Source organism: Clostridium sp. LIBA-8841 (genome assembly GCF_057782475.1).
Map to the genome: position 1 here is coordinate 2,558,503 of NZ_CM173488.1, position 13,555 is coordinate 2,572,057.

Annotated in this window: 8 protein-coding genes; 2 read left to right on the forward strand and 6 right to left on the reverse strand. The window is 27.7% G+C overall.

Annotation, left to right across the window (positions count from 1 at the left end; translation table 11 throughout):
- Positions 1–60 precede the first annotated feature (60 nt).
- Positions 61–3,462 (reverse strand): AAA family ATPase, encoded by a 3,402-nt coding sequence (locus AC2A4K_RS11035; protein WP_322502544.1) that lies wholly within the window; start codon positions 3,460–3,462, stop codon positions 61–63.
- A 107-nt stretch (positions 3,463–3,569) separates the two neighbouring features.
- Entirely contained in the window at positions 3,570–5,621 is a 2,052-nt protein-coding gene (locus AC2A4K_RS11040; protein WP_322502545.1) for a molybdopterin-dependent oxidoreductase, read from the reverse strand.
- Between the two features lie 592 nt (positions 5,622–6,213).
- On the opposite strand from AC2A4K_RS11040, the gene AC2A4K_RS11045 reads away from it, so the two are divergent.
- Entirely contained in the window at positions 6,214–7,308 is a 1,095-nt protein-coding gene (locus tag AC2A4K_RS11045; RefSeq protein WP_322502546.1) for a ribose-phosphate pyrophosphokinase, read from the forward strand.
- 51 nt (positions 7,309–7,359) lie between these two features.
- Here AC2A4K_RS11045 and AC2A4K_RS11050 read toward each other — a convergent pair whose 3' ends face one another.
- From AC2A4K_RS11050 to pulA, 3 genes are all read right to left on the reverse strand, one after another.
- Positions 7,360–8,421 carry a PRK06851 family protein gene (locus AC2A4K_RS11050; RefSeq protein ID WP_322502547.1) on the reverse strand — a complete coding sequence of 354 codons (1,062 nt, stop codon included), beginning with the start codon at positions 8,419–8,421 and terminating at the stop codon, positions 7,360–7,362.
- Positions 8,422–8,585: 164 nt separating this feature from the next.
- Entirely contained in the window at positions 8,586–9,587 is a 1,002-nt protein-coding gene (locus AC2A4K_RS11055) for a polysaccharide deacetylase family protein (protein WP_416173346.1), read from the reverse strand.
- A gap of 186 nt (positions 9,588–9,773) precedes the next feature.
- Positions 9,774–11,735: a type I pullulanase gene (gene pulA / locus AC2A4K_RS11060; RefSeq protein ID WP_322502549.1), complete on the reverse strand. Its 1,962-nt coding sequence runs from the start codon at positions 11,733–11,735 to the stop codon at positions 9,774–9,776.
- A 180-nt stretch (positions 11,736–11,915) separates the two neighbouring features.
- On the opposite strand from pulA, the gene lepB reads away from it, so the two are divergent.
- Entirely contained in the window at positions 11,916–12,452 is a 537-nt protein-coding gene (lepB, locus tag AC2A4K_RS11065; protein ID WP_322502550.1) for a signal peptidase I, read from the forward strand.
- Between the two features lie 208 nt (positions 12,453–12,660).
- Here lepB and AC2A4K_RS11070 read toward each other — a convergent pair whose 3' ends face one another.
- A complete protein-coding gene (locus tag AC2A4K_RS11070; RefSeq protein WP_322502551.1) occupies positions 12,661–13,488 on the reverse strand; it encodes an outer membrane protein assembly factor BamD in 828 nt (275 codons plus the stop codon).
- Between the last annotated feature and the right edge of the window lie 67 nt (positions 13,489–13,555).

Sequence of the window (13,555 nt, forward strand, 5' to 3'; positions counted from 1 at the left end):
AGGGCTAGCTAAAAATCAATATTCACCTAAAACAAAGCCAAATTCCAAAATAATATTTGTTTAAAAACTACCATGTTGAGTGATATTTTTCTTTAAGAAACTTTCCTTACTTTTTAATATATCTTCTGCTAATATTTTGTTTAATGTATCCAAGTTAAATTCTTCATCACATACTCTTACGCTTTGAACTCTTATTAAATTATCTAAAAACTGCTTTATCATAAGACCATTTTTAAGAGCTAACTCTCCTATTCTCTTTTGCATATCCCCAATAGCATTTTCTAAAGCAAGTTCAGCATCCTCATCTAAAGAGAACCCTTTTTTAACTAAGGTACTTAAGGCTATATCACATAATTCTTTTTCATTGTAATTTCCAAAGTCAACCCAAACAGGGAATCTATAGTTTAATCCTTCATTAGCTAATATAAGATCTTTCATTTTTCCTCTTACACCGCCAAGAACAATAACTATTCTATTACTGTTATTATCTATGAACTTTATAAGGTCTGAAACTATTTCATTATATCTTTCTTCCCCAAAGAAGGTATTCCACTTATCTATGTATAAAACTTTTCCAATATGCTTATTCAACATATCCTCTACCTTTATACCTGAATTAACCATTGCCATAAATTCATATTTATCTATTTGAACTATGCTTTTAGCTTTTACTATTCCCATGCTATATAACATCTCTGAATATATATTTAGAACAGTTTTCTTCCCTGTTCCACTTTCTCCAGTGAACACCATATTCATATACTTATTTAAGTCAACTTCGAAGCCAAGCTTCTTTCTTTTCTCCTTGATTTTTATAAGTTTATATTGACTTCTAAGGAAATCTTTTAACCCCTCATTTCCTACTAAAGCATTTAATTTTTTCTCTAAATCAAAGTGGTTATCATATTTAATTGCATTCATAGCCTTAATATCTTTTGTGTTTATTAAATTCATTTCATAAACACTTATATCATTTTCTGCAATTCTAATACTTTGATTTCTTATAAGCTGCTCAACATAATTTCTTACCATTCTTCCATTTCCTGATTGAGCATCTGCATTTTCATATATTTCAACAAAATTCTTTTTAAGCTCTGAATATCCATTCTTAGAAAGCTTAAAGCCTTTAGCTTCTACTAATTTTATAGCCATTTCTAAAAGCTCATTTGGATTATAATCTTCAAACTTAGTCCAAAGTGGGAATCTTGATCTTAATCCTATGTTAACATCGAAGAAGTTTTCCATTTCCTCTTCATAACCTGCTAAAATAACTATTACTTCTTTTGAATAGTCTTCAATTAATTTAAGAAGAGTTTCTATAGCTTCTCTTCCTAGAGAATCATTAGCTAAAGTATAAGCTTCATCTATAAATAAAACCCCTCCTAAAGCTTCCTTAAACTTCTCTTCAGTTTTCTTTGAGGTTTCTCCTAGAATATCTGAAACAAAACTTGATCTGTCAGTTTCAACCAATTGACCAACCTTTAAAAGTCCCATGCTATTTAACATTTCAGCAACTAATCTTGCTATACTAGTCTTTCCTGTTCCTGGATTCCCTGCAAATATCATATTTAAGTTTTGTTCTATTTTAGTGCTTACCCCAACAGACTTTCTCTTTTCTTGAGCCACTATAAGTTTATATTGGCTTCTTAGGAATTCTTTAACTTCTTCAAGTCCAATTATTTCTTTAAGCTTTTCCTCTAAATCAAATTTAGCACTAACCTTAAAGTTAAAGTTATCTTTCTCTAAAAGATCTATAGCTCTTTCTTTATTTACTAAGTATTTTTTAGAAGCATCCATTATCGCGTTTTCTACAATATTCCTAACAAATCTAGCATTTCCTAAATCACTCTTTCCAACAAGTTGGTTCTTAGTGAATAATTCAATAAGCCCAGCCTTTGCATTATTAGCTATTCTATACCCTTTTGATTTAGCAATATTAACGGCTATTTCATACATTTCTGATGGATTATAATCTTCAAATTTTATTACATTTGGAAATCTTGATTTCAACCCTTGATTAAAACTTAAAAAGTTTTCCATATCTTTTTCATAACCAGCTAAAATAACAGTTATATTGCCTCTATTATCTTCTATTCCCTTTAATAAAGCATCAACAATTTCAAGTCCTACTTTATCCTTTTCATCTTTGCATAAAGAATAAGCCTCATCTATAAATAATACTCCCCCTAAAGCAGACTCTATTATTTCATTTGTTCTTTTAGCAGTATCATTAACTCCTTCACCTATGAAATCTGCCTTACTAACCTCTTTAAATATATTCTCTTTTATCATTCCTAAGGCATGTAAATATTCAAAAGTTATTCTTGCAGCATTGGTTTTTCCTGTTCCTGCATTTCCTGCAAATATCATATTTAAAGATATCTGAGTTGGCTTTAATCCAAGTTTTTCTCTTATCTTTTGCACCTTAAAGTTATTCTCTATTTTATCTATAAAATCCTTAAGTTCCTTCATACCAATAATAGATTCTAACTTATATCTAACCTCTTCTAAGGTTGGAGTTGTGTATTTGCTTAAATCATATATTTCATCATTTGATTTGCAGTAGATACCATCGTCTTTTACATATATAAGCAATCTACTATTTGCTTCAATTCCTTCTTTTCTAATAATATTGATTATTGGCTTACATATTTTATAAGATATATATTGATCTAAACTTAAACTTCCTTTTTCTCTAAAAGTATCTTCTATATAAGGACAAACTCCTGCCTTTTCTTCTATTTCCGGATCTTCATCTACCCCTATTATTATGTCAACATCAAAAAGTTCTTTAACTTTTTTTATTTCTTTTAATAGCTTTTTCTTTATGACCTTATTTTTATCCTTTTCACTTAATGCCTTTCTATATAAAGCTTTATTCTTATTAACTAAAAACTCTTTAGATATTGTTTCAAAATCCTCGTTCTTTTCCTTGTTATAAAGGAATATAAAGAACTTATTATTGCAAATAATTTTATTTATGATTTCTTCATCAATTTCCTCTGCTTCAACTAAAAATTTATTCTTTATTACATAATTATCTTTCAGCATTATACAAGAATTAGGACTTATTCCTGAAAGCACATTTAATATATCTTCACTTGCTTCTTCTGTATTTTTAAATATTACACATTGAGAATCACTATTTAATTTTTCATATAAGTCTGTTAAGAAAGCATTATATCCTAAATTAAACTTATATGCTGCCAAATCAATTTCATCAATCTTACTATTTTTAAGGAATTCATATTTACTAAGTTCTTTAAATAATAAACTTAGTACACTATTTTTAAATATATCTCTTTCCTCTACTATAAGTAATATACCTTTACTATCCTCTTTAATTTTTTCTTTAAAGTAATTGCATAACTCCTTATTAAAAACTCTTTGTCCTATAAGTTCCTCATTAAGTTTCTTTTCTATTTTAAAAAATCCATTTTCTAAAATCTCTTTATTCACCATATTCTACTCACTTCATAAACTGATTCTTTAATGAAGCAATTCCTCCTTCTTTTCTATAATGTTTATCCTCTTCAAATACTAAGCTTTCCCTTTTGTTATTTTATTTATTATTTAGGCTCTGTTTTAGGTGGATGTTGATTTAAAGTTATCTTTTCAATTTCCACAAAGGTATCATTATATGTTATTTGTCCTCCCATATCAGAAATACCTGATTCAGTTAAAAAGTTTGGATTACCATGCTTTCTCCACCATCCAACATACATAAGTACCACATAATCTTGTACTCCTTTATCTAAAGAACACTTTAATGTTATTTCTCCCTTTGATGACTTAAGTTTAATTTTTTCTCCCTCACTTATATTAAACTTTTTCATCATTTCTTCGTTTAAATATGCCTTTGCTATTCCATCTATATCTATATAATGTTGACTTGATAAAGAATCCTTAGAATGATTAGTAAGTAACCTAAACTTATTTGTGTCTTCATTTAAAACTTCATCTTCTCTTTCAGCTATATTAGATATATAAGTTGGAGTTAAACTTCCACCTTCCTTTAAAGCTCTTTCAGAAGCAATCTCAAACTTTCCAGAAGGTGTTTTAAACTTTTTATCTTCCCAAGCTATATCATTATAAACTGTAAAGGACTCCTTCTTAATTATATCTAAAGTTATATCTTTATTGTATCTTTTTAATGGTTCAATAATCTTATTTAAATACTCTCTTTTTGAAACTAATGGATAACCCTTTATATTCATCCTTTTTGCTAATTCCATAAAAAAGAAATATTCATCCATAAGTTCTTCTTTAGGCTCTACAGCTTGCTCATTATAAATTAAATATGGATTAGTCATTGAACTAAATACCATGTCCTCACTTTCTAAAGTATTAGTACAAGGTATGAATAAATCACATTTTAAAGCTGTATCTGTCATAAACATATCAAAACAAACTTTAAAATCTACCTTATCTAAGGTTTCACTTAATCTATTTAAATTAGGAAGTTGATTCATAAGATTGCTATTGGCTATTACCATCATTTTTATTGGAGCATTTGAATCCCCTTTATTTAAAGAATATTTTTTCGGTGTTTCTATGAACTCATTTATATTAGAAACATAGAACTCTCTGTTTTTCCCAAAGCTTTCACTTTTAAATGGGTCTAGATCTAGTATTCTAGTTAAAACTTTATTTGCGTAATTTACTCCTCCACCTTTAACTCCAATTTGACCAGTTAAAGCACCTAATGAATCAATAGCTCTTATGGTATTTCCTCCATTTTTATATTTTTGCATTCCATATCCTAAATATATACTTGAATTTTTTTCACAATACATTTCAGCAAGTTTATTTATTTCCTCTATAGATATTCCACATTCCTTACTTAAATACTCTAAATCGAATTCTTCTAAATGCTTTTTGTATTCATTAAACCCTAAAACATAATTGCTTATAAAATCATCATCTTGAAGATTTTTAGAGATGATTATCTTAGCCATTGCCATTGCTAAAGCTCCATCTGTTCCTGGCTTAACTTTCACATGAATATTTCCAAGCTTTGCACTTTGAGTATTTATAGGATCTATAACTATTATTCTGCTTCCATTTTTCTTAGCCTTATTTAACATAGACATTGTATGTATTGTTGTATACGCAGGATTTTTTCCCCATAAAAATATATTTTTACTATTTAACATATCTTCTATAGAATTAGAAATAGAATCTCCAAAATCATATTTTTGCGCTCTCATACCAGCACTCCAACAAGGCCCACCTATAGCTTTACTAACTCCTCCATAAAAGTTGAAAAACACATCCTCTATTCCCTTGAGAATTCCTCCACTTCCATATTGATTGTAATATAGTATGGATTTCGAGGAATACTCTCTCTTAAAAAATTCAAGTTTTTCCTTCATTATGTTTAATGCCTCTTCAAAGGTAATTTCCTTCCATTTACCATTGCTCTTTAGAAGAGGTGTATAAATTCTCTCCTCATGATTTAATCTTCTTAAATGTGCTATTCCCTTTTTGCATATAATTCCCTTAGTAAAAGGGTTGTCCTTATCTCCTTCAATTTTTATTACCTTATCCTTTTCTTTATAAACATTAAATTTGCAACAATCAAAACAATCTAAAGTGCATCCATGACTTAATATTTCCATAAACATACCTCCCCACAGCTTTTTTATCCCTGTCCTTCTAATTGGTAATTAAATATACTCATTAAATTTTCTATCTCTAAAAAAACTTATGCACATAAAATTGTGAACATAAAATAAAGTTCATTTTTAATTTAGTCTAATTTTATATGAAGAAGAATCTATTAACAACCATAAAATGAAATTTAATTTGTAGAAAGTAAAAATTTCCTCTAACTTTTTAACACTCTAATTTTAATTTATATATCTTTTAATATACTTTTAGTTTAATAAAATTTATTTTTAATTCTATAAACTATATAAAATTAATCTTATCCCTGCCCCATTTATTAAAGCTATAAAATCCAAAATTATTATTTCTAATATTTTAACAAAACATATTACTTACAGATTAAATTTCGAATAATATTCATATTTTCTAAAAAATCTAAATTATCTGACAGGGAAAATTAGCGTAATTTCTTAAATTTAGTCAAAATTTATGATAAATTTCTATTTTTAAAAGCAGATTATTCGTATATAATATAAGTGACAATATCTTTAGTATTTACGATTGTAAAATATTTTAAATATGCATTGAGAAGGAGATAGACGAATGAACGAACAAAATCATGGATTAGGAATTATAGCTTTAGAAAGTTGTACAGACCTTGGTAACGCTATAGACAAGCTTATACAAGAAAAAAGAAATTGCAAGGATTCTTTTTTAATCAAAACTGATGAGATAAGATTCTCTAACGGTGAAGGAAAAGTTAAAATACCTGAATCTGTAAGAGGAAGAGATATTTATATCCTTTGTGACATAGGTAACTATAGTTGTACATATAAAATGTTTGGTTTTGAAAACCATAAAGGACCAGATGAACATTTCCAAGATATAAAAAGAACTGTTTCTGCAATAAGAGGAAAAGCTAGAAGAATTACTGTAATAATGCCTCTTTTATATGAATCAAGACAACACAGACGTAAAGGAAGAGAGTCTTTAGATTGCGCCTTAGCACTTCAAGAACTTGAAAGATTAGGTGTTGATGAAGTTTTAACTTTTGACGTTCACGACCCTAACGTTCAAAATGCTATCCCACTAATGTCATTTGAAAACTTCTACCCAACTTATGATATAGTTAAGTCTCTAATTCATAACGAAAAAGATTTAGAGCTTGATAAAGAAAAATTACTTGTAATCAGTCCAGATACTGGAGCAATGGACAGAGCAATTTACTACTCAAGCGTATTAGGAGTTGACGTCGGTTTATTTTACAAAAGAAGAGATCATTCACGTATAGTTAATGGTAAAAACCCAATAGTTAAACATGAATACATGGGAAGAGATGTTGCTGGTAAAGATGTTTTAATAGTTGATGATATGATAGCTTCTGGTGAATCTGTACTTGATATCGCTCAAGAACTTAAAGAAAGAGATGCTAGAAATGTATATGTAGCTACTACTTTCTCATTCTTTACTGAAGGTCTAGAAAAATTCAATAAGTTCTTCAATGATGGAATAATTAAGAGCGTTTATTCAACAAACTTAACTTATATTCCAGAAGAAGTAAAAGATGCTCCTTGGTTTAAATCTGTTGATTTATCTGACTTCATAGCTAGAATAATAAATAGATTAAATTATGATAAATCTGTAGCATCATACATGGATGCTACTCACATAATCAAGAGATTACTAGAAGAGAAATAATTCCTTAATTTTAAAAAGGCTCTGTTTAATTAAACAGAGCCTTTTTCTCATCTATTTAAATAAGAATTCTACAGCTTTCTTTGCCTCTTTATCATTAAAAGCATTGTTATAAATTTCATCTAATTTATTTTTAATTTCCTCACCTTTTGCTAAGAAGGCAGTTCCCTTTCCAACTTGATTTTTATAATTCAAAGCAAGTTTTGCAATTTCTTCCTTGTGAATCTTATCAACATCATCTTCAATATATGAAGTATAAACATCTATGATTTCGTCCTCTTCCTTACTTGGGAAGTATTCATGAGGTGCTGTACTATCAAAGATTGCAAAATTAAGTTCTCTACTTATAACCATATCCTTACTATCTGGATCAAATGCACAAGAATAAAATTCTACATCATAACCTAAATCAGATACTTCTTTTGCTATTTTTTTAAGCATAGTTGATTTTCCTGTTCCTGCTCTACCCTTTATAAAATATCTCTTAACACCTTCTGTTATGTTAGGTACGAAATCCTTTGACCCAGTAGGTGTTGCTGCACCTAAATATCTCTCTACAATTTTACCTGGCTTTTCTTTCTTAAGAGCATTTTCTGTTAACAGTGCAATTATATGCTTCGTAAGCTTATTCGCTTTATTAATATTTATATAAGGGAAATAAATGTCTTCCCAGTAATCATGTATCTTTAAAGCCTTTCTATATTCCATATGGGCATTACTCATACATTGAGAAAACTCATCTTTTAAAGTTTTTATTGTTTCTTCATTTTTACTAATTTTATTTTTATCTAGAAATATATCTAAGTCTATTACTTCAATATTATCTCCTATTAAATTCATAACCCCATGAAGAGGAGTACCATTTACTACAGCAATTTCCTCTTCTTTTAATATTATTCCTTCCATTTCATTATTATCTATAGAACTAACAATAACGTCTAAGTTAAACTTGTCACTATATTCATCTATGAGCTCTTTTATAATAGCGGTCTTAAATATATTGCTTCCTCCATTTAATGAATATATTTTTTTTATCCCTTGAAAAATAGAGTTATAAAGTGGTTTAAATCCCTTTGATGTATTTGCTGCTCCATAATAATAAGTTACATTCTTCATTTTTTTCTCCTTAATATCTAATATATCGCTCTTAACTTATTATATTTTCTTAACTGTAAATAAGTTCCAGAACAAAAAAGTTGATTTTATTAAATAATAAAATCAACTTTTGAAATAAGGAGCATTATAACTTATATTACTCTGCAATTAATATTTATTTTTAATTAAGTAGTTTGTGTACTACTACTTTGTGAATTACTACTTGTATTTGAAGAATTAGAATCATTTACAGGTGAATTTTTTATTACCTTAAATGCATACCCATGATCTTTATAAAATTTTATTATTGAAGGCAATGCTTGTACAGTTTCTTTCTTCGCTGCTGCATCATGCATTAATAAAATTACATGATTTAAAGAATCAAGATTTTTAGCTGAGTTTTGAACATATTGCTCTACTGTATAATGTTTTCCAGTTGCATCTCCAGTTTCAGCATCCCAATCTATACTAACTATATTATCCTTTGCAAAAGCTTCATCTAGAGCTTTTAAATTAGGATCTCTATAATATCTTCTAGACATATATCCACCCGGCATTCTAACAACTCTAGCATTAAAGTTATTTCCTAATACGCTCTTCATTATTTCATTAGTTTCATTTAATTCACTCATAAATTTATTTACATTTACTGAATTTCCTGGATATAATGTTTTATAATCATGTGAAAAACTATGACCTGCTACAGCATTTCCTTGATCAATTTCTTCTTTTAACAGCTCTTGATTTTCTTTATTATCTTTTAAAGCTGACCCTATATCAAAAAATGTAGCATGTACATCTTCTTTTTTTAAAATTTTTAATATTTCTTTTGTATTTTCGCTTGGACCATCATCAAAAGTTAAAAATATTTCTTTATCAGTATTAGTAGATTTTCCTTGAAGCATTTTTTCAACTTCATCTGCACTGACAGCATAAGAATCAGCAGCATAAATTATATTTCCATTTGGCATTATATCTGTTGGTTTTGGTTTCTCCTCTTTTTTAGCCTCTTCTATATTATTCTTAGTTGAAGCTAATGCTTTTTTGCTAGAGTTGTGATTTTCTAAAGCTTTAATACCAAACCCTAAACCAACTATTATAACAACACCAACCACAACCGTTGCTATTCTTCTTTTAACATACTTTTTATGTTTTTCATCACTCGTTCTATTACGCACAAAATTCATCTCCATGTCTATATAAATTAAATATTAAAATCTCCTAATATCTATATTAAAACTTTAAAAGATCTTTTTTGTTACAAATTGTTTAAATTTAATTCATATTAAATTCAGCTACAAAAGGAACTTAAAAGAATATCTTCTTTTAAGTTCCTTTTTCTTATTTCTTTTCGTTATTATACTTAATAAAAATCAAACTTTTTTTAATACATAAGCTGCTTTATCTTTTATTGTGTAATTACCACAGACTTTATTTATTATCTCTCTACTAGCAACTTCTTTATTAACCATTATTCCCCATTCACCTTTTGGAAGAGTTAAATTAAACTCATTATCACTTCCATTGAAAATTACTATAAATTCATCATTTTCATCTTTTAATCTATATGCAACTACACCTTTTTCTTTTATGCCTAATTCTTTTTCTATAAATGAAAGTTTTTCTCTTATTTCTTTACTATTATTTAATCTAAATAATTCATATTCTTTTCTTAAGTTGATTAATCCTCTATAATATTCAAATAGACTCTTATATTCTATTTTTCTTGTCCAATCAATTTTATTTACAAAATCATTAGAATTATAGCTATTTTCAATAAATTCTCCCTTTTCATTAACTTTACTTCTCAAAAGTTCTTCTCCTGCATGAATAAATGGTATTCCTTGAGAAGTTAAAACTATAGCTGCACTTAACTTATTCATATCTATGATTTTTTCCTCTGAAGCATTTTCACATACAATTCTTAACTTATCATGTAAAGTATTATTATCATGAGCTGAAGAATAATTTATTGTTTGATAAGGTTCATTTGCCCAAGACTCATCAGAATAATTTACTTTTTTATAATCTATTTCTTTGTGATAGGTAGCTGCAACAATTCCAAACTTTATGCTCTCTTCAAAATCATTGCCTCCATTTACAAAGCCACCCTCTTTAAGCTTTGAAACATGCCCCTTTATTCCATCTCTCATATCATCGCTAAATGCAGCTATTTGTAAATCCCTAAACTTACCTACATTGCATTTAAAGCATGCCTCTTCTTTAGGCAAAGGTGACTCTCCTCCATTCCATCCTTCCCCATATATTAGAATAGACGTATCTATTTTATCCATTTCTTTTCTTATTTCTTTCAGTGTCTCTATATCATGTAATGCCATTAAATCAAATCTAAAACCATCTATATGATATTCCTTAGCCCAATACTTTAAAGAATCTATCATATATTTTCTAACCATTAATCTTTCTGAAGCTAACTCATTTCCACATCCTGAGCCATTTGAAAACTCTCCATTTTTGTCTTGTCTATGATAATATCCTGGATATGAAAGATTTAAGTTAGAATTTTCTCCTGAATAGGTATGATTATATACCACATCCATAACAACTCTTATACCAGCTCTATGAAGCTTTAATACCATTTCTTTAAACTCTTTTATCCTTGCTTCTCCTTTGTAAGGATTCTTTGAATATGATCCTTCTGGCACATTATAATTTACAGGATCATATCCCCAATTATATTGAGGTTCATTTAATCTTTCTTCATCAACAGATCCAAAATCAAATGCTGGCAAAAGGTGTACATGAGTTATTCCCAATTCTTTTAAATGATCTAAGGTTGTTTTGACCCTAGTTCCTGGAATTGTAGTTTTTTCTTCTACTACACCTAAAAACTTACCTCTATTTTCTATAGTAACTCCTGAACTTTCATCAATGGAAAAATCTCTTATATGCATTTCATATAAAATTGAATCTATAACTTCTTTTAATTCCGGTCTATAATCCGCTTTCCATCCTATAGGATTGGTTTCTTCTAAATCTATAACCATTCCTCTATATCCATTTACTCCCAAAGCTCTGCAGTATGGATCTACAAAATCATGCTCAAAATTTTCTCCTACAATATGATATTTATAATAAACTCCATTTAAGTCTCCTTCTTTTATAATTTCCCAAACTCCATTTTCTTTCTTATTAAGTGAATCTTTTTCTATTAAACTATCTGTATTACCATCTCTATAAAGCAATAACTCTAAACTCTTAGCTTCAGGTGACCATACTCTAAAAATAGTTTTATCTTTACTATATGTCGCTCCAAGTTCGCCACTATAATAAAATTTATTATTGAATTCTTCAGAATTAAAATTTTTTCTCATAAAACACTCTCCCTTTTCTCGGTAACGTTTCCAATAGATTGTATATAAATTACAATTCATTTAATTTAATTATATTAAAGCATTAATTAAATTTCAACTAAAACTTAAATATTAGTTCTTATTTATATGCGAAAAAAATATTCTAATAATATATTCTTAATCTATACGAGGTACTAATCCATGAAATATTTTCATTATATTCTAGAACCACCTGATAGTTTTTTTAAGATTATAATAACAATATTAATATCCGTAATTTTGATTCTAACATTTTTCTTGAATAACATTTTTATAGCCATTGTTGATGGTTCTTCCATGGAAAATACCATACATGATAATGATATACTAGTTATAAATAAAAAAGCATATTCTATTTCTTCGCCTCAAAGATATGACATAGTAAATGTGTATGCTCCATATAAATATGATAATTTTTTAGTAAAAAGAATTATTGGACTTCCTGGAGATGTTATAGAAATAAATGATTCCATTCTCTATATAAATGGAGAAAAAGTTTATGAACCTTATATAAAAGAAGAAATGAATATCCCCTACTACTTAAAGCTAAATATACCTAAAGATAAATTCTTTATTATGGGAGATAATAGAAATATAAGTTTAGATTCCAGATATTTTGGTTTAATACAAACTGAAGATATTCAAGGTAAGGTAATATTAAAATACTGTCGTAAAAATCATAAATTTAAATTGTTCTAAACAGTTATTTTATAGCAAGAATGTTGTATCAAAAGTAAAAATAAAACTTATAAATATATTTTAAAAATAACTAAATATTCCTTTAATACTATTTATAAGTTTTATTATTCAAAGTTTTGATACAGCACCTTTATATTCTAATAATTAATAAATATATTAACTATCATTTAAATCATAACTTGTTGCTAAAATAAAATTTTTAATATTTTTAATTAATATTTGTAGTAATGCCATCCTTTACTTCTTTAACTTTCCAAGATTCCTTATCAACAAGATATTGGCTGATTAATGCTGGTTCTGGTTTTCCCTCTGGAGCATAAAATTTATTTATAATAAATCCATAACTTCCATCACCTAAATCATAAACTTCATTGGATTTAAGCTCTAAATATTGATCTTTTTTTACAACTCCAAGATTTTTTACTACTTCTAAAGCCTTTTCTTTTTCTTCCTTTGCTTTTTTATTTTTTTCAGCTATTTCTTTATTTTTTTCTTCATTCTTTTCTATCTTTTCGTCTAAAACCTTCATTTTAGAATTTCCGCTATCAATTAGCTCCTTAGCATTATCACCTAAATAAGAAACTTCTTCAATAGATGTACTCAATAGTTCCTTAGCCTCAACTATACTTCCTTCATTCTCTAAAGCTGTCACCTTGTCCATATTTAAATTAAAGTTATCTATAGCATTTTTATCTTTACTTATTTCTTCATTTAATTTTGATATATCCTCCTTAATTAGATCTGCATTTTTATTTTCTTCCACCTTGTTTAAACTTTCTAAAGCCACATCTAATTTGAACTCATCATAAGCTTTGCTTGCAATTACATAATTATATGTTAATTCATATAAACTTTCGGCCACATCTTTATCTTTTGAATCCTCTTCACTTGCAGCTTTAAAAATTGCTGTCGCCTCTTCATAATTTCCTTTTTTAATTTCTTCTTTTCCTTGGTCTATTAGACTTTTTCCGCCACATGCAACTAAAAGACTTAGAATAAATGTTAAAACAAATACTACACCTAATTTTTTTCTCATCCCTTTATTTCTCTCCCCTATATACTTTTAAATTACTTTAGTTGTTTAAAAATAAATTAGGCAGAAC

Excerpts from the sequence above, each read along its gene's own strand:
- AC2A4K_RS11035 (WP_322502544.1), bottom strand. The coding sequence starts at position 3,462 with ATGGTGAATAAAGAGATTTTAGAAAATGGATTTTTTAAAATAGAAAAG.
- AC2A4K_RS11040 (WP_322502545.1), bottom strand. The coding sequence starts at position 5,621 with ATGGAAATATTAAGTCATGGATGCACTTTAGATTGTTTTGATTGTTGC.
- AC2A4K_RS11045 (WP_322502546.1), top strand. The coding sequence starts at position 6,214 with ATGAACGAACAAAATCATGGATTAGGAATTATAGCTTTAGAAAGTTGT.
- AC2A4K_RS11050 (WP_322502547.1), bottom strand. The coding sequence starts at position 8,421 with ATGAAGAATGTAACTTATTATTATGGAGCAGCAAATACATCAAAGGGA.
- AC2A4K_RS11055 (WP_416173346.1), bottom strand. The coding sequence starts at position 9,587 with ATGAATTTTGTGCGTAATAGAACGAGTGATGAAAAACATAAAAAGTAT.
- pulA (WP_322502549.1), bottom strand. The coding sequence starts at position 11,735 with ATGAGAAAAAATTTTAATTCTGAAGAATTCAATAATAAATTTTATTAT.
- lepB (WP_322502550.1), top strand. The coding sequence starts at position 11,916 with ATGAAATATTTTCATTATATTCTAGAACCACCTGATAGTTTTTTTAAG.
- AC2A4K_RS11070 (WP_322502551.1), bottom strand. The coding sequence starts at position 13,488 with ATGAGAAAAAAATTAGGTGTAGTATTTGTTTTAACATTTATTCTAAGT.